Raw genomic sequence first — 14,877 nt, 5'->3', positions numbered from 1 at the left:
TGCAGCTTCCGCTTCTCAGGCAGAAGGGAATAAGCTGACCGCGTACCGTACGCTGTACGGTCGTGTCGGCGGGGTCCCCACTGATCACGTGGGCGTTTGCCGAGCCATCTTTGTCGGACTGGACGGCCCGGTAGGAAAACCTGCGTGCTGAGGGGGAAGTGCTCGTCGCATCAAATGCCAGTCCTGCAGGGCGGTCACGCTGCCCGTGATGCTGGAGAGGGGGCAGCTGGCTCAGTTCTCGGCTCGCTGATCACTCAAGTGATCGAACTCGCCGCGCTTCACACCTTTGACGAAGAGCCGCCAGGTGCGCCGGTTGGTCATCACGAAGCTCGGAAGAGGGCTCACAGCGGCATGCGACTGGTCGCCGATCATGACGGTGATCAGGCCGCCTTCCTGCTGCGGCGTGAACTCCCCAGCTTTGACAGAGGTGAGGAATCTGCTCCACCGGGCCAGGCTCACCTGGGTGCATCGCCGCTCGGGGTCCTCAGGGTCACGGACATAGACGACGCCGCTACGAACCTGGTACTCGGCTTCCAGCCCGCTGTAGACGCCCACGCTGAGCGTCTCGATGGGTTGCCCTTCCAAGTGGACTCCTCCTTTGATAGTCGTACGGTGATCAGGGCCTTCGTCGGATTGGTGGGCCACACCTTGACTCCCTTCGGCGGGAGGGGGTAGGCGGGAGCTGACCCCGGTTCAGACGGCGTGACCTGTGATGATCTTGTGCCAGAGCTCCCGCGCCCGGGCGGCGGGCAGCCACTCTGTCTCCATTACCTGCGGCCCCTTCGGGGTCCGGTCGGTCCGCCGGACGAAAGAGAGGCCGCCGGCTTGGCACAGCTCGTAGATCCGGGCCCTGCACTCGCAGGTGTGCTCTCGGACCCTGACCCGAGCGCAGCGGCGCTGCGGCTCCAGCCACCGGACCATCACCGCACCGGCCTGCGCGATCGCGGCGTGAATTCCGTGGTAGGGCTCAGGAGTCATGCCTGCTCCAGGTGCTCGGTCGCGAGCCGGGTCTGCTCCTCGATCCGGACGGCCACATCGGTGAGAGTGGACGCGTTAACGGTCATGGCCAGGTCGGTCTTGTTCAGTACGTCCGCTGGGAACCGGCACCGTCGGGTCGTTGACCGGTGGGAGTCGCTCCAAGCGGCCCAGCTGTTCCCATACTGCGGGCGGAGATCCTGCAAGCTCATGCTCCTGATAATACGTTGCTCTTGTCTACCTCGTAGGCAACGTTGCCTATATGAGCGCCGTGGGCTACATGGCTAACGTCCCGGACCATGAGCGTGGACCGATTCGATCCGACCCCCATCTACCGGCAGGTGGCCGCAATCGTGATCGGGATGATCCGGGATGGCCAGCTGCAGCCCCACGACCGGATTCCGTCGGAATCCCAAATGGTCAAGGAGTACGGCGTGGCGAGGGACACGGCTCGCCAGGCGGTCGACTATCTGCGGACGCAGGGATGGGTCTTCACCCTTCCCCAGCGTGGCACCTACGTCTCCCAGAGCGACAAGTGGCCGGAGCAGCCGGCCGACCCGTCGGAGGCGCCGACCTCCACGTGACCCGAGCGATGCAACCTGAGGACCGAGGTTGTGATCGACAGGCGAGGGTGCGCGGCTTCTAGGCTGAGCAAGGCCACTACTTCTGTCGGAGGTGCACGTGAAGATTCAGGCCGTCTTCTTCGACGTCGGGGAGACGATCGTCGACGAGACCCGCGAGTACGGCACGTGGGCCGACTGGCTCGGCGTTCCCCGGCACACCTTCTCCGCGGTCTTCGGTGCCGTCATCGCCCGTGGTGGGGACTACCGCGAGACTTTTCAGCACTTCCGCCCGGGATTCGATCTGCATGTGGAGCGGGAGCGGCGGGCCGAGGCCGGGCAGCCCGAGAGCTTCTCCGAGGAGAACCTCTACGAGGATGCCCGCCCCTGCCTCGCCGCTCTGCGCGAGCAGGGACTCCTGGTGGGTCTGGCCGGCAACCAGACCGCTCGCGCGGAGAAGATCCTGCGTGCCCTGAGTCTCCCGGTCGACCTGATCGGGACCTCGGACAGCTGGGGTGTAGAGAAGCCTTCCGCCGCCTTCTTCGAGCGGGTCGTCCAGGAGGCGGGGTGCCCGGCCGGGGCTGTGCTGTACGTGGGAGACCGGCTGGACAACGACGTCAAGCCCGCCCAGGATTCGGGAGTAGCTACGGCGCTCATCCGCCGAGGTGCCTGGGGATACATTCTCGACGATGCGGATGCGGCCGAGCGGTGCCTGTTCCGGATCGACTCCCTCGCCGAGCTCCCGGAGTTGATCCGTAAGCACAACGAGGGTTAGGTCGACAGCTCGGGGCGGTGCAGCCGGTCCCGTCAACCTGTCCGACCAGGGCGCCCAGTTGGCCGAACTGCACATCGTGTGCCTGCCGGACTTCGTCGGCGCGACTCTAAAGCTTGAGCAGGAAGTCGAAGTCGCCGTCCTTCGCGCCCAACAGCCACGCCTTGGCCTCCGCAGGGGTGAACACCTGGGGCTCACGATCGGGGTTCTGGGAGTCGCCAAGCAGGACATAGCCATCCACGACGGCGACGCGAACGCAGTTTCCGCCACCTCCACTGTGCCGGGAGATCGTCCACTCGACGTTGGTCAGGTCGAACGAAGATGGGTGCGGCTTGCGCGGTGTCACTGCTGCAGCTCCTTAATCATTTCATTGAGACGTACACGTGTATCGTTGGGGCTCAGTGCCCGCTCCCACAAATCGGTGAAAGCCTCGGTGTAGCGCCTGACGTCCGCCTCTCCATCGAAGTACACCGAACTGGCCATGGTCTCCACCCATACGACGGCACGGGCGGCTTCGGGGAAGTGCATGAGCACGAAGGGGCCCGCCATCCCCGGGTGGCATCCGATCGAGTCCGGCAGGACTCGGATTGTGTTCCGCGGCTGTTCGGATTCGGCGAGCAGTCGCTCCAGCTGTGTCTGAGTCACGGCCCGGTCCCCGACGATGTGGCGGAGTGCGCCCTCGTCGATGAGAGCGCGGAAGTCCTGAAGCGCTCCGTCCGACACCTGCTGCTGACGGTCCATGCGGACGTCGACGAGGGCTTTGACCTCGGAGGGCCTCAGTTCGGGACGCATGCCGGCGATCACAAGCCGGGCGTAGCCCGGAGTCTGGAGGAGCCCAGGGATGAGAGCTCTCTCGTAATTGAAGAGCGCGCTGGCCCGCCGCTCCATCTTCAGGAAGCCTTCGAACTGCATGGGGCCGAGCAGCGCCGCGTTTCGCCGCCACAGCGCTGGGCGCGGCCGACCGGCTGGCGTTGTGTCTGCGCTTACGAGTTGCAGGATCTCGGAGCGCTCGGCGGCGTCGGCCTGGTAGCACTCGAGCAGGGCCTCGGCCAGCTCTCGCGGGACTCGGCGTCGTTGGCCTCGCTCCAGTCTGCTCAGCCCGCTCTTGTCGATCCTGATGCCGCGTTCGCGCAGCACCGGGTGCTCGGCGACCTCACCCTGCGTCATGTTGCGACGCTCACGCAACTCTTCGAAGCGTAGCCCGACCTCGCTGAGCACCAGCGACCACGGCGGTTGCTTCATATCCGGCATGGGGGCCAGTGTGGCGGCTCGCCGGGGGTCGCCACAACCGTCTGTAGAGCAATTTGCTCAACCATATTGCTAACCCCGTGCAAGGAGAGCATCCTAACGACAGACACGACGGGTGTGGAGCCCGTTGCTCCACGTGGCACTGCACGCTCGTTGCGCTGGTGGACACCTGTCCGACCTTCGACCTCAGGAGGACTGCCACGATGCCCCGCCCCACGTTGTTCCGCTTCCTGGTCCAGGAGCGTCACTGGGACAACTGGGTGGTGTTCTGCGGCCACTTCGAGGAGGCGGCACGCGCGCTCGCCAAGGAGGCCAATGCTCCCAGGCTCGCGAGCGTCACGGTGGCTCGGCGTACGTTCGATCGTTGGTTGGCAGGCGACTGGTACGGGCGCCCGCACAACGACGCGGCGCGGGTGTTGGAGCGTCTCCTGGGCTTTCCCCGGACGGAGCTGTTCGCTCCGGCGCCCGATGTCCTCGAAGCCCGCAAGGCCGTCCACGACCGTGGCGGCTTGCAGGCTTCCATCGCCATCGGTCAGCGATGGCCCACCTCGCGGCTGTTCCTCTCCGCGGCCGATGACGTTGCCGACTCCTGGGAACTGACGGGCCGAAAGGTTCTGGACGGCACCACCTCGGCCGTCCACTTCCTCCCGGCAGTGAGGCGCGACGATGAGGTCGGGCTCCGGCATCCGGATCCTGCCGCGCTGGCGAGGTTCCTCCGTCAAGCCCGCCGTGGCCTCCTTGTCGGCGTGGAGGAGCAGGACGACGACCTTCGCCTCTACGTGATCGACTCCGTGAACGCCCGCAAGAACCTGGCCGCCTCCACCTCACAGGCCGAGGGACTCGCGCTCACAGCAGGCCATGAGCTGGACGACCTGACATACGGCATTCTGTGGTCCTTGGTACAGCTCGACGACGGGCTCCTCGCAGATGACCAAGCCCTGGATGAAGAGCAGCAGGTGCTGGAGGCCTACCTGCAACTTCCGCGCTCCGCACCCAGCCGGATGACACTGCCCATGCTCACGTCGGTGGGGGCGAGATGGCTGGGGTCCGCGTTCTGCGCCCAGCACATCCAGCGGCGTCTTGATGGAGCGTCGGAGGCGCCGCTGTTCTGGACCAGGGAGCAGACCGGTGAGGAGGCTGCCGCCTGGCTGTTCTTCCGGCACAAGATCGCATACCTGCAAGCCCTCCGGCGGCACTTCGGCGGCGCGGCCAGCCCGCTGTCGCGGACATTCTGCATTCCCGAGGCCGAGGTCGCCCGCACCGACCGGTACGAGCGCGTTCTGCTGTTCCTGGCCGTTGCGCTGATGGAGATGTACGGCATCCGCGTCCAGGTGACGGCACGCCCTGAGTACTCCGCCGTCGACGGGTTCGTGCTGGTGCCGGGCCAGCGCGCTATCGTGGCGAACTGGGTGCGTACCGAAGCGCTCTGGATGGCGGACACCACCACTGGGCGGGCCGACCTGCGCAGCTATCACGAGGCCGTCAGTGAGGCCGCCGATCAGAGCCTCCTGCAGGGCAACGACCCCGAGACGCGGCTGCGCGCAATGGCCGGTTATCTCGGCCTCGACTGGAGGTGGGTCACCCGCAGGTCTCGTGACGTGGGCGAGTGTGGGGTTGCCAACCTGGTACGGCCACGCAGCAGACTGATCAGCATCGACGCCCTTGACGAGGTCCTGCGCTTCCTGGGCAGCCTTGCCCCCGATCGATAGGCCAGCAAGGCTGACCCTGTCCAGAAGCCGACCACTCCCGCAGAAAGGCCACCCCGTGCCAGACCAGAGCCGCAGCATCCTGGTGGTGACCCTCGGTGGCACCATCGCGATGACCAAGACTTCCGGCGAGACTCGCGGGGTGACACCGCGCCTGACGGGAGCCGACCTCGTCGCCGCGGTGCCCGGTCTGGACGAAGGGACCGCGATCACCGTCGAGGACTTCCGCCGGATCCCGGGCGCATCGCTCACCGTCGACGACATCGCTGAGCTTGCCAAGCGACTTCGTGAGGCCGCGGCCACCAGTGTGGATGGCTTCGTCATCACGCAGGGAACCGACACCCTCGAGGAGACCGCCTTCCTCCTGGACCTTCTCTACGGCGCGGACGCGCCTGTCGTGCTGACCGGGGCGATGCGCAACGCCGCGATGCCAGGGGCCGACGGGCCCGCGAACCTGCTGGCGGCAGTACGCACCGCCGCCAGCACCGATGCCCGCGGCCTGGGAGCGCTCGTCGTGTTCGCCGATGAGATCCACGCGGCACGCCACGTACGAAAGGTCCACTCCACCAGCATCGCCGCCTTCGCCTCACCGGGCGCCGGACCCATCGGTCACGTGATCGAAGGGGCTCCGCGGCTGCACTTCACGCTCGAACGCCACCGCGCGGTGCCACCGCCGGTACGGCCAGCCGTCGTCGAGATCGTGCACACGACTCTGGGGGGTGACATCACGGTGCTCGACGACCTCGCCCGCCGCGCGGACGGGGTGATCGTCGCGGCCTTCGGCGCCGGTCACGTGCCCCAGACCTGGGTCGAGCCCCTACAGGTGCTGACGGAGCGCATCCCGGTGGTGCTCGCCTCCCGGACCGGGGTCGGCAGCGTCCTGGCCGGCACCTATGCCTTCCCCGGCTCCGAAAGCGATCTGCTGGCCCGTGGGCTGATCAGCGCCGGCCCGTTGGATCCGTACAAGGCGCGACTGCTGCTCCTGGCTCACTTGAGAGCAGGAGCCGACCGCGTGACGGTCGAGGCCGCCTTCACCGAACGCCACTGATCACATCGCGAGCAGGAGATCCGTATGCGCGCCACACGCTTCAGCCGAGGCCGAGAGTTCGTCTTCGCCATCGACCATGGGGAAGACTTCTTCACCGCACTGGAGAAGCTCTGTGCCGAGCACGAGATCCGCGCCGGCTACATCCCCACCTTCATCGGAGGGTTCAGCTCTGCCAAGCTGGTCGGCACCTGCGGCCCACTGGAGCATCCCGAGGCCCCGCTGTGGGACCACGTTGAAGTGAAGACGCTTGAGGTGCTCGGCGGCGGAACGCTTGCCTGGGACACTGACAGGGACTGCCTGGCGCCGCACATCCATGTTTCGGCCGGCCTGAAAGCCGACTCCGCCGACGGCCGGACCAGCCACTTGCTCGCTGCTCAGGTGCAGTTCATCGCCGAGCTCGTCGTCGTGGAGATCACGGATCCCGCCCTGACCCGACCTCGGCAGCCGAGCCTGTTCGACGTCCCGCTGCTCACCTTCAGAGAGCAGCACTGACCGCGCGGGGAAGGGGGGCGGGGATCTTCAGCGATCCGGGGCCAGCTCTGGCCGGGCGGTGACCATGTCGCGCAGGAAGCTGAGCTTGGAGTAGAACGTGCGCTGTTTCGCCAGGCCGCTCGTGGCGAGGTGCTCCAAGAGCCAGCGGTCGATGCGTTGCATCTCCCGGAGCACCTCGTCCTTGTCGTGCTCCAGCAGGCTGCGCGAGCGCCGGTACTCCAGCTCGCACTGCGACAGGACCACTTCCGGCGTTGCCAAGAGAGAGCAGTGGTCGAGGTAGATGCCGTAGACGTGGCCGGTGCGCATCGACTCGCACTGGATGTCGTAGCGGACGCGCCGGAAGGGCGGCATGGCGCGCACCTGGAGGCCCAGCTCCGAGCGGAGGTACTCTCCGAAGCCGTCTGGGGTGACCTCGATGTCGGTGTAGAGCTGCTCGCGGCGCGCGAAGGCGTCCTCCGCGTACCACTTGCGCTTCAGCACGTGCCCGCCATCGCCCCTGGGGATGAAAGAGGCGTAGCCGCGCTCCGGGTCCGGGCCGGTGACGTCGAACAGGTGGTTATCGAAGCAGTAGACCTGGAATTCGTTTCGGTACTCCGGCCGGCAGTCGGCCAGTTCGCCGTGGCGCAGGGCCTTCAGCAGTTCCATGGAGGCCGCCCAGATGTCCGTGCCCGGCGTCAGGTTGTACTTGTACTCCAGTTCCGTTCCGGCGAAGTGGGTGCGGAAGTGGCTCGGTTGGTTGTTGAGCCGCAGCGCCGACGTCTCATACGCGGCCAGCACCGGATCCAGCCAGCGCAGCGCTTCCACCGGGCCTTCGTCGACTGGCTCCCCGGTGATTCGGACGAAGCAGGCGTCTTCAGGGTAGAACCGGATCTGCGCGTACGCGTGGTAGCCGCCGGGGTGTTCAGCCAGGTAGCACAGCGGTACCACACCGGGAGCCGCGGCATCGCCGATCAGCTCGCGCAGGGCGGTGCCGGCCATGGCGTCGGGCAGCAGGGCGCTGCCCTCGATCCGGCCGCGTCCCAGCGGGGTGCCCTCTGCAGTGAGGGCGGTGACCCGGCACGTCCCGAGCGAGTCCCACCGCACGGCTACCGTGGTGCTCGGGACGCAGACCTCCTGCGGGGGCACCCGGACCAGGACGATCGGTTCGTCCGGGCGGCGGGACGCGGTCCGGTTGAGCAGGTGGATTCCTCCCAGGACGATCCAGGCGCCTCGCTGCGGTGTGTCGTTGTGCATAGCCGGTACTCCTTCCCAGAGGGGCACCGCACTGGTGCCCCGCGATGTGGTCGCTCTGCATTCCGGCTCGCGGTTGATGGGCGTGTCCGTACGGTCATCTGGCCGCGTCCACGGACCCGGCTGGCGGCGGCATAGGGTGTGGCAGGTGACGCACGGTGTGCTTGGACGAGTGACCTTGGACGCGGCGGTCGCTGATGCTCGCCTCGCTGCGCGAGAGTTCGATGACGCCCGGGCCTGGTTGGAGCGGGCCCGTCAAAGACCGATGGAGCCGCTCGCGGCGGAGGTCTGGGTGATCGACCCTGCCTGCACGCACGTCCTGCTTGTGCGGCATCGCTGGCGTGGATGGGTGCCGCCCGGAGGGAAGGTCGAGCCGGGTGAGACGCCGCGAGCCGCCGCGTCCCGTGAGCTTGTTGAGGAGACCGGTGTGTGGGCTGAGCTGCTGCCTGTTCCGGCGGCGGTGTCCGTCCGTTCCTATCGTGCCGACTGGTCGCCGACGCTGGGTCTGTCGTACGCCGCGATCGTCGACCGCGATGTTCCACTCGATGGGCAGAGTGGCCAGCCGCCGAGGTGGTTCGATCTCGGCGAGGAGTGGGAGAGCGTCTTCCCCGAGGACCGTTGCCGTATCCGGGCGCACGTACGCCGTCTGGCGGCCGGGTGCTCGGGAGCGGCGTGCTGAGCCGAGCCTTCGAGGGCCGGTCAGATGATCTCGTCGATCTGAGCGAGGGCGTCGCCAGGCATCGTCAGGAGCCCGAGGTCGTGCAGGAAGCGGACCCATACCGGTGTCAGCCCCGGCTGCGCCGCGAACTCCGGTTCGCTGATGTTTCCGGCGGCGTAGGCGGCGGTGCGGTGCGCGTACTGCTGGAGCTGGTCGGGGTATATCCATCGGGGTGCGTGCACCTCTTGGGATGACGGGCGGAGCGGGCCGGTTGCCTGGGCCTGGTAGATCCACCAGCGGTGGCCGATTTCGCCGTCGCCGGGGCGGCGGCACTGGTTGGGCCGCCATGCGGTCAGCAGTGGGTGAAGATGGGTGACTGTCAGGCCGACCTCTTCGGCGACCTCGGCGATGGCCGCCTGCTCGGGGCTGCCGTGCTGGTCGATGTGACCGGCGACGGGCGCGATCCCGGTGGGTGGCGTCGCCCGCTCGAACACGAGGAGCCCGGCTGTCGAGAAGATGAGCACCCCGACGCTGGTGTGGTCGCAGGAAACCAGGGCGGTCATGGCGCTACTCCCCGGGCCGTTGGGCGACGACGACGAGCCAGCTCGTCACGGTCGGAGCTTCGGGGGTGGTCAGGGCGTACGCCTTTTTCAGGATCGCCATGCGCTGGTCGTGGGTGAAGTCGCCGGAGGGCCGGGCGAAGACCGGGATGGACAGCCACGCCTTCTTTTCCGCCATGGTGATGTGCTGAGCGGTGACCTCGGTGTCCAGGACGGTCAGCCCGGCGGTGGCCAGGTGTTCGGTGACGGCCTCCAGCGGCAGCTTAGGGTGCGCGTTGGCGGCCGGGGACGGCGTGTAGCCGTACTCGCGGGCGGCGACCTGGTGGATCAGCGCGTTGAGCGAAGGGCCGGTGCGCCCAGTCTGCTCGTCTGGGTGCGCGACTCCGGCGAAGCCGCCGCCGATGTTGAACACGAAGTGGCCGCCGGGCCGCAGAACGCTGCGGACCGCGGCGAATACGGCCGGGACGTCGGTCTTCCAGATCGCCGAGTTGCACACCACGGCGTCGGCCAGGCCGGGGACGTGCTCGGCCAGGTCCTCGGCCCGGGCGGTGACCCAGGACAGGCGCGGGTCGGTCACGGTACGGCGGCCGACCCGTTGCATGGCGGCGGCGTTGTCCAGGGAGATGACCCGGGCCTCAGCCGGGACCAGGGCGAGGATCGCCTCGGCGGTCGCGCCGGCTCCGCCGCACAGGTCGACCACCAGGCGGCTGTCGGTGAGGTGGGCACGCCGGGCGAGATCGCGGCTGGTGGCGCCGTACATGGGGAAGTCGCGGGTGAAGGCGGCGTACGCCTCGGCGGTGGTGTCCTCATCCCAGCCGAGGAGTGCGTCCTGGGGTGCCATGGTGTGCCTCGCTTCGTGGAGAAGGGCCCGCCCGTTGCCGAGTGGACGCTGAGGGCGGGGGCTGGCTGGGGTTCAGAACAGGGGGGTCTGGACTGCGGCGCGCGGGGAGGAGAACGGGCCGAGGGTGATGCGGCGGCCGGTAAGTACGCCGAGGTCGAGGATGTAGTGCATCTCCTCGTCGCGGTTCAAGACGGCGAGCACCTGGGAGCCGACGCAGGAGATGGGAGTGAAGCCGTGCTCGCCTTCCCGCAGGTCGTGCGGGTAGAGCGCCCGCTCGCTGTCGGCGGTGCGGAGTCGGTCCCCTTCTGCTGGCGGGGCCCATGCCTCCAGCACCAAGGGCGCGTTCATGTCGCTGAGCGCGTCGGCTGCCTGGGTGACGTGCTGCTCGTGGGTGGCGCGGGCAGCGGCGAGGTCGGTCAGGTCGGCCAGGGCCTGGAGCTTGGCCGCTGCCCGTATGGTTTGGGGCAGTTGCAGGCGTCGGGCGAGCGCGTCTTCGAGGTGGCGTACGGCGCGGCCATCGGGGCTCTTGGTCAGGTAGGTGGCGAACAGCGCTCCCTGTTCGTCGAGGCGGGAGCGCTTGCGCGGCTCGGCGGCGGTGCCGACCTTGGTCGCTCCGTCGGCGAAGGTCGCCAGGTAGAGCCAGTGCGGCTGGGCCATGTACCGGATGAGCGCCTGGGGAGCGTGGCCGCCCTGATGGAACTGGTGGGCGAAGCGGAAGTCGTCCTGGCTGGCGCACCGCCAGCATTGGCCGTTCTGCTCTGCGGGAGCTCGGTCGGGGCAGGCAAGGGCTTCCACATGAACGATGTCGGCGAACTGGTACCGGCCGGTGCACCACCGGCCGGCATCGGCCACCCGGAAGCCGAGCCGCTGGTGCATGATCTCGGCGTACGCCAGCGGCCCACGGGGGAGTGGAGCGAGCAGCAGCCAGGGATCCCCGGTTGCCCAGGTGACGCCGTGGCACACGAACTCGCCTACTTCGGGCAGGGGTACCGGCATGGTCATTCCTCGTCCTAGGCGTGAGCGTCGGTTCAGATGGTGAGCTGGAGGTGGCCTGCAAGGGCGTCGGCGGCGGTCTTGAACACGGTGTCGCGGTCCATGCCGGTGACGTCCAAGGACACCCAGTCGCCGCGCTGCTCCTGTTCGCGCAGTTGGGCCAGGACGGCGTCCTGGTAGCGGATGAAGTCCTCGTCGCTGCAGCCAGAGTGGCCGGTCTCCAGTGAGGTGAACTCGCCCTTGCGCTGCAGGGCTTCACGGGCACCGATACGCAGGAAGATCACCAGGTCGGGCTCGGTGAGGTGGGCGAAGACCTGCTCGGCGAGGCGGGTGGAGACAGCCGGGTTGACCGCGTAGCGGGCGAGGATCTTGTGGTGCGCGTTGTCGAGAATGACGTGGGTACCGGCGGCCAGTGCCGGCTGGATCATCACCTTGTCCTGAAGGGAGTACCAGGCGGCCAGCGCCAGCAGCCAGTAGTGGTCGCCGCAGGACTGGGCGATCCGTGCGTCGCGGCGGTAGATGAGCTCGTTGAGCCGGTCCAGGTAGGCGGAAAGATCAGGGTCCATGGGAACGGCGGTGGTGTGCTTGCCGACCAGGATGGCCGGGTGGCCGGCGTCGACCAGGGCATAGTGCAGGCGAGCGGCGAGAGTGGACTTGCCCGCTCCGTCGATACCGGTGACCGTGATCTGCCACCCACGGGCGGGGGTGGCTCCATGGATGGTGCGGTGCGCTGCGGCCGTCATGGTCGTGTCCTCCGTAGCTGATCAGGTGAAGTGGGCGGCGAGGCGATTCGTGATGATGTCGCGGATCCGGCCGATCAAGACGGCGCGCCGCCGGACGACGTCGCGGTGACGCTCATTGGACAGGTCTGCTGGGTAGTGCCGGGCGAGATTGTTGGAAATGACGTGGAGGTAGCCGAACCCGATCCCCGCATTGCGCGCGGCCATCCCCATGGGGCCGATCTCGGGGTCGACGAAGGCGTACTCGGCGTGCTTGGTCAGCCAGTCCCGGTTCTCCAGCAGGATCGACGGCGAGGTTACGTGGACGCCCGTGTGCACGCCGGGCTGGGCGGCGGCGAAGTCGCCGAAGAAGTCGTTCCACGTGACGAGAGCGCCGTCGACGAGGCTTTCGTTGCCGGTCGCGAGCATCGTGTTGGGCTCGATCTGGGGTGCCAGAGCGCCGACCTTGCCGACGTAGACGAGGTCGCCGGCGCCCAGTTCGGCCAGTCGGCGGACGACCCGGCCAGCGACGTCGCCCCAGATGCTGTGCCGGAAGCCGAGGTAGACCACGCGACGGCCATGCACTGTGGTCCGGTGCCAGGCGTAGCCCGGTCCACGTGTCCATACCGCGGCGGCGGGTGCAAGGTGCTCCAGCGCCCAGCCGACGATTACCAGGTCTCCGTCGAGTCTGAGGTTGAGCTGTTCGACGGCCGTATGGCACAAGGCGGGGTCGGGTAGCTGGTAGGTGATGTGGTCGGCGGGGCGGCCGGTCATCGCGAGGTACGTGGCGATGATCAGGCCGTAATGGCAGACGTAGTCGGTACCGGGGAACGCCTTGACCAACAGGTCCCGGCCCCGGACTTCTGCGGTGGGGCGCTCCCAGTTGAACAGCTTGCCGTTCTTCTCGTACCGGGAGATCACGGCCCGGCGGTCGTACCTGCCGACGACGCGGATGCTGTCCCAGGGCTGTTCCTGGATGAGGTGGTGGACCTTGATCTCCAGATAGCGCAGCAGGCTGTCCGAGCCCATTGTGTGCCCGTCCACCTCGATCGGTGCCACGGGCAGAACGGCGCCGGCGCCGCTCGTGAGCAGCTGGCTGGGCAGGAAGCTCATGAACGGGCCTCCGGGATCCGCACACTGCTGCCCGTCGCGGAACGGACGACGGCGATGTTCCGCCGGATCAGGTCGAACCGCTCCTCGGGGATCGGGCCGAGGCGTTCGACGCGGGGGGTCCTGGGCTTCTCGTACGGCCCGTCGGGCAGCATCGCGATGCCCATCGCGCCGAGGATGACCGGGGCGGCGCCATCGACGGAGGCGATCCACTCATGCTCGCGCTGCTCGACCAGCTCCAGGTGCCCGGTCCGGCCGAGGCCCAGCAGCCGGTAGACGATCCGCTCCTCGACCATGCCGCGGTCCTCCAGGTAGCGGGTGGCTGTCCACCGGGTACGACACAGCTGCTCCTCGGGGGCGGGACGTCGGGAGGCGGGCAGTGCGATCGCACCGACGTAGTCGCTGGAGACGAAGTGGTCGTAGCAGCGCAGCCACTCCTCGTCGTCCGCGGCGTGCAGCACGGCACACAAGCGGAACTCTTCGCTCAGATCGCGGATCTCGCGAGCGGCCTCGTCGCTGGCCTTGATCGTTGCCGTGCCGTCCCGCACGACGTCCGGGAGGATGATCTCGCACGCGCCGACCGCCCGAGCAGCTGCGACCAGATCGGCGGCCGGCAGGGCATGGCCGAGGTCGAAGACCCCGTTGTCGACGATGATCTCCGCGCCACGTTCGGCCTCACGCCGGAAGAACGCCCGGTAGACGGAGTCAGACAGGACCCGCTGGGCGGCCACATGGTGCACGCGGGCAGGCTCCTGGGCGACGAATTCCGCCAGGTAGTCGGGCGGCGCGATCACGGAGAAGTCGATGCTCTTGACCATCACATCGCTCCCCACTGGCCCACCGCGAGGGTGAGGAACTGCTGGGAGAGCACCGGATCGTGCTTGAACAGGCCGCCGACCTGCAGCGTGGTGGTGCGGGCGGCCTCCATTCGCACCCCCCGCATGCTCATGCACAAGTGGGTGCCGCGGACGGCGACCGCCACGTCCTTTCCGCCGACGACGTCGGCGATCTCCTCGGCGACCTGCCGGGTGAACCGCTCCTGCACCTGGAGCCGTCCGGCGTGGCGCTGAGCGACCCGCCCGAACTTCGACAGCCCTACCACCTCGCTGTCCGGCAGGTAACCGATCGCGACCTCCAGGTTCATGGGCAGCAGGTGATGCTCACACAGGGACCACACGCTCATGCCGCCGACTACGACGAGCTGGGCGCTCAGGCGGGTCTCGGTGAAGCACGTGACCGCAGTGAACGGCTCCGGCGACAGGAATGAGCTCCACCAGGACGCGACCCGGGCCGGGGTGTCCGCCAGGCCCTCCCGCCCGGGGTCCTCACCGAGCGCGGCCAAGAGCTGGCCGATCAGCTCGGCGACGCGCTCGGTGTCGACTGGTCCCGGCGTCGCAGGGCCGGGCTGCGCCGACACGGCCGCACTCTGACCGGGCGCCGGACTGTAGACGGCGTTCGTCATGGACTTCGCCTCGCTTCCAGGAGTTGGAGAAAACAGGGGGCTGAGCATTGGGGTGGGCGGTCACCGCTCCGCCACGTCGAAGCGAGCCCAGCTGCGCTCCGTCTCCCGGACCCGGACGGCGACCAGCCGGCCGGGGATGCCCGGCTCGACGTTCTGGATGAACCAGCCGGCCAGGAACTGGGCCAGGTGCTCCGAGGTTGGCTCGATGGGCATGATCTCGTGCAGGTTGTGGTGGTCGAACTCGGTGTCGAGGAACTTCTTGAACGGCGCGAGATCCCCGAAGTCGGTGACGAAGCCCGGGTCTTCCAGCTCCGAGGCGGTGAGGATCACCTCGACCTCGTAGCTGTGCCCGTGCTGCCGCGAGCACTTGTGCTCAGGTGCGAGGCTGGGTAGCCGGTGCCCTGCCTCGAAGTCGAACACCTTGCCGATGGTGTGCTTGCCGGATGGGAGCGGTACCGCGCTGAAGTCCATGGACTCTCCCTTGACGTGAGTTTCAGCGACGT

At 68.0% G+C, this 14,877-nt stretch carries 20 protein-coding genes; 6 read left to right on the top strand and 14 right to left on the bottom strand.

Annotation, left to right across the window (positions count from 1 at the left end):
• Positions 1 to 231: 231 nt before the first annotated feature.
• From AP234_RS31755 to AP234_RS31745, 3 genes are read right to left on the bottom strand one after another with little or no spacing between them, the layout of a single operon-like run.
• Positions 232 to 645 carry a hypothetical protein gene (locus tag AP234_RS31755; protein WP_152990731.1) on the bottom strand — a complete coding sequence of 138 codons (414 nt, stop codon included), beginning with the start codon at positions 643 to 645 and terminating at the stop codon, positions 232 to 234.
• Positions 646 to 693: 48 nt separating this feature from the next.
• Positions 694 to 978: a hypothetical protein gene (locus tag AP234_RS31750; RefSeq protein WP_055483446.1), complete on the bottom strand. Its 285-nt coding sequence runs from the start codon at positions 976 to 978 to the stop codon at positions 694 to 696.
• Positions 975 to 1,187, bottom strand: a complete 213-nt coding sequence (locus tag AP234_RS31745; protein ID WP_055483445.1) for a hypothetical protein — start codon at positions 1,185 to 1,187, stop codon at positions 975 to 977. Before AP234_RS31745 ends, AP234_RS31750 begins: the two co-directional genes overlap by 4 nt.
• A gap of 87 nt (positions 1,188 to 1,274) precedes the next feature.
• On the opposite strand from AP234_RS31745, the gene AP234_RS31740 reads away from it, so the two are divergent.
• Together AP234_RS31740 and AP234_RS31735 are read left to right on the top strand one after the other, a co-directional pair.
• Complete coding sequence (locus AP234_RS31740; RefSeq protein WP_055483444.1) at positions 1,275 to 1,559, top strand: winged helix-turn-helix domain-containing protein; 285 nt, start codon at positions 1,275 to 1,277, stop codon at positions 1,557 to 1,559.
• A 97-nt stretch (positions 1,560 to 1,656) separates the two neighbouring features.
• On the top strand, positions 1,657 to 2,310 hold the full coding sequence (locus AP234_RS31735) for an HAD family hydrolase (protein ID WP_055483443.1): 654 nt from the start codon (positions 1,657 to 1,659) through the stop codon (positions 2,308 to 2,310).
• 106 nt (positions 2,311 to 2,416) lie between these two features.
• On the opposite strand, the gene AP234_RS31730 is transcribed toward AP234_RS31735, so the two are convergent.
• Together AP234_RS31730 and AP234_RS31725 are read right to left on the bottom strand one after the other, a co-directional pair.
• A complete protein-coding gene (locus tag AP234_RS31730; RefSeq protein ID WP_055483442.1) occupies positions 2,417 to 2,653 on the bottom strand; it encodes a DUF397 domain-containing protein in 237 nt (78 codons plus the stop codon).
• The gene (locus AP234_RS31725) at positions 2,650 to 3,558 is read right to left on the bottom strand and encodes a helix-turn-helix domain-containing protein (protein ID WP_055483441.1); all 909 of its coding nucleotides are present in this window, start codon (positions 3,556 to 3,558) and stop codon (positions 2,650 to 2,652) included. Before AP234_RS31725 ends, AP234_RS31730 begins: the two co-directional genes overlap by 4 nt.
• Positions 3,559 to 3,758: 200 nt before the next feature.
• Between AP234_RS31725 and AP234_RS31720 the strand changes: the two genes are divergently transcribed.
• The 3 genes from AP234_RS31720 to AP234_RS31710 are packed head-to-tail and all read left to right on the top strand — an operon-like array spanning position 3,759 to position 6,801.
• The gene (locus AP234_RS31720; protein WP_055483440.1) at positions 3,759 to 5,264 is read left to right on the top strand and encodes a hypothetical protein; all 1,506 of its coding nucleotides are present in this window, start codon (positions 3,759 to 3,761) and stop codon (positions 5,262 to 5,264) included.
• A gap of 55 nt (positions 5,265 to 5,319) precedes the next feature.
• Positions 5,320 to 6,309 carry an asparaginase gene (locus tag AP234_RS31715; protein ID WP_055483439.1) on the top strand — a complete coding sequence of 330 codons (990 nt, stop codon included), beginning with the start codon at positions 5,320 to 5,322 and terminating at the stop codon, positions 6,307 to 6,309.
• Positions 6,310 to 6,333: 24 nt separating this feature from the next.
• The gene (locus AP234_RS31710; RefSeq protein WP_055483438.1) at positions 6,334 to 6,801 is read left to right on the top strand and encodes a PCC domain-containing protein; all 468 of its coding nucleotides are present in this window, start codon (positions 6,334 to 6,336) and stop codon (positions 6,799 to 6,801) included.
• 27 nt (positions 6,802 to 6,828) lie between these two features.
• Here AP234_RS31710 and AP234_RS31705 read toward each other — a convergent pair whose 3' ends face one another.
• Positions 6,829 to 8,034 (bottom strand): hypothetical protein, encoded by a 1,206-nt coding sequence (locus AP234_RS31705; RefSeq protein WP_055483437.1) that lies wholly within the window; start codon positions 8,032 to 8,034, stop codon positions 6,829 to 6,831.
• 262 nt (positions 8,035 to 8,296) lie between these two features.
• Between AP234_RS31705 and AP234_RS39315 the strand changes: the two genes are divergently transcribed.
• Positions 8,297 to 8,710, top strand: coding sequence for an NUDIX domain-containing protein (locus tag AP234_RS39315; RefSeq protein WP_268778095.1), 414 nt, complete (start codon positions 8,297 to 8,299; stop codon positions 8,708 to 8,710).
• Between the two features lie 20 nt (positions 8,711 to 8,730).
• Here AP234_RS39315 and AP234_RS31695 read toward each other — a convergent pair whose 3' ends face one another.
• The 8 genes from AP234_RS31695 to AP234_RS31660 form a co-directional block, all read right to left on the bottom strand.
• Positions 8,731 to 9,252, bottom strand: a complete 522-nt coding sequence (locus AP234_RS31695; protein ID WP_055483436.1) for an NUDIX hydrolase — start codon at positions 9,250 to 9,252, stop codon at positions 8,731 to 8,733.
• A 4-nt stretch (positions 9,253 to 9,256) separates the two neighbouring features.
• Positions 9,257 to 10,090, bottom strand: coding sequence for a class I SAM-dependent methyltransferase (locus AP234_RS31690; protein WP_055483435.1), 834 nt, complete (start codon positions 10,088 to 10,090; stop codon positions 9,257 to 9,259).
• Between the two features lie 72 nt (positions 10,091 to 10,162).
• Positions 10,163 to 11,086: a DUF2797 domain-containing protein gene (locus AP234_RS31685; RefSeq protein WP_055483453.1), complete on the bottom strand. Its 924-nt coding sequence runs from the start codon at positions 11,084 to 11,086 to the stop codon at positions 10,163 to 10,165.
• Positions 11,087 to 11,118: 32 nt separating this feature from the next.
• On the bottom strand, positions 11,119 to 11,826 hold the full coding sequence (locus tag AP234_RS31680; RefSeq protein WP_055483434.1) for a dTMP kinase: 708 nt from the start codon (positions 11,824 to 11,826) through the stop codon (positions 11,119 to 11,121).
• Positions 11,827 to 11,847: 21 nt separating this feature from the next.
• Positions 11,848 to 12,915, bottom strand: coding sequence for a hypothetical protein (locus tag AP234_RS31675; RefSeq protein ID WP_152990730.1), 1,068 nt, complete (start codon positions 12,913 to 12,915; stop codon positions 11,848 to 11,850).
• A complete protein-coding gene (locus AP234_RS31670) occupies positions 12,912 to 13,730 on the bottom strand; it encodes a hypothetical protein (RefSeq protein WP_055483433.1) in 819 nt (272 codons plus the stop codon). Before AP234_RS31670 ends, AP234_RS31675 begins: the two co-directional genes overlap by 4 nt.
• Positions 13,730 to 14,374, bottom strand: a complete 645-nt coding sequence (gene folE / locus AP234_RS31665) for a GTP cyclohydrolase I (protein ID WP_055483432.1) — start codon at positions 14,372 to 14,374, stop codon at positions 13,730 to 13,732. The genes AP234_RS31670 and folE overlap by 1 nt, the downstream gene beginning before the upstream one ends.
• A gap of 60 nt (positions 14,375 to 14,434) precedes the next feature.
• Positions 14,435 to 14,845: a 6-pyruvoyl trahydropterin synthase family protein gene (locus tag AP234_RS31660; RefSeq protein ID WP_055483431.1), complete on the bottom strand. Its 411-nt coding sequence runs from the start codon at positions 14,843 to 14,845 to the stop codon at positions 14,435 to 14,437.
• Positions 14,846 to 14,877: the final 32 nt, after the last annotated feature.

This window comes from Sphaerimonospora mesophila, from assembly GCF_001417795.1.
GTDB lineage: Bacteria > Actinomycetota > Actinomycetes > Streptosporangiales > Streptosporangiaceae > Sphaerimonospora > Sphaerimonospora mesophila.
Note: the sequence above shows the minus strand (reverse complement) of the source record. Positions and strands in the feature narration are given on the sequence as shown.

What these genes read in the sequence shown, in the direction of transcription:
- AP234_RS31685 (WP_055483453.1), bottom strand. Translation starts at nt 11,086, where the DNA reads ATGCCGGTACCCCTGCCCGAAGTAGGCGAGTTCGTGTGCCACGGCGTC.
- AP234_RS31725 (WP_055483441.1), bottom strand. Translation starts at nt 3,558, where the DNA reads ATGCCGGATATGAAGCAACCGCCGTGGTCGCTGGTGCTCAGCGAGGTC.
- AP234_RS31740 (WP_055483444.1), top strand. Translation starts at nt 1,275, where the DNA reads ATGAGCGTGGACCGATTCGATCCGACCCCCATCTACCGGCAGGTGGCC.
- AP234_RS31745 (WP_055483445.1), bottom strand. Translation starts at nt 1,187, where the DNA reads ATGAGCTTGCAGGATCTCCGCCCGCAGTATGGGAACAGCTGGGCCGCT.
- AP234_RS31705 (WP_055483437.1), bottom strand. Translation starts at nt 8,034, where the DNA reads ATGCACAACGACACACCGCAGCGAGGCGCCTGGATCGTCCTGGGAGGA.
- AP234_RS31695 (WP_055483436.1), bottom strand. Translation starts at nt 9,252, where the DNA reads ATGACCGCCCTGGTTTCCTGCGACCACACCAGCGTCGGGGTGCTCATC.
- folE (WP_055483432.1), bottom strand. Translation starts at nt 14,374, where the DNA reads ATGACGAACGCCGTCTACAGTCCGGCGCCCGGTCAGAGTGCGGCCGTG.
- AP234_RS31750 (WP_055483446.1), bottom strand. Translation starts at nt 978, where the DNA reads ATGACTCCTGAGCCCTACCACGGAATTCACGCCGCGATCGCGCAGGCC.
- AP234_RS31710 (WP_055483438.1), top strand. Translation starts at nt 6,334, where the DNA reads ATGCGCGCCACACGCTTCAGCCGAGGCCGAGAGTTCGTCTTCGCCATC.
- AP234_RS31670 (WP_055483433.1), bottom strand. Translation starts at nt 13,730, where the DNA reads ATGGTCAAGAGCATCGACTTCTCCGTGATCGCGCCGCCCGACTACCTG.
- AP234_RS31660 (WP_055483431.1), bottom strand. Translation starts at nt 14,845, where the DNA reads ATGGACTTCAGCGCGGTACCGCTCCCATCCGGCAAGCACACCATCGGC.
- AP234_RS39315 (WP_268778095.1), top strand. Translation starts at nt 8,297, where the DNA reads ATGGAGCCGCTCGCGGCGGAGGTCTGGGTGATCGACCCTGCCTGCACG.
- AP234_RS31720 (WP_055483440.1), top strand. Translation starts at nt 3,759, where the DNA reads ATGCCCCGCCCCACGTTGTTCCGCTTCCTGGTCCAGGAGCGTCACTGG.
- AP234_RS31680 (WP_055483434.1), bottom strand. Translation starts at nt 11,826, where the DNA reads ATGACGGCCGCAGCGCACCGCACCATCCATGGAGCCACCCCCGCCCGT.
- AP234_RS31690 (WP_055483435.1), bottom strand. Translation starts at nt 10,090, where the DNA reads ATGGCACCCCAGGACGCACTCCTCGGCTGGGATGAGGACACCACCGCC.
- AP234_RS31675 (WP_152990730.1), bottom strand. Translation starts at nt 12,915, where the DNA reads ATGAGCTTCCTGCCCAGCCAGCTGCTCACGAGCGGCGCCGGCGCCGTT.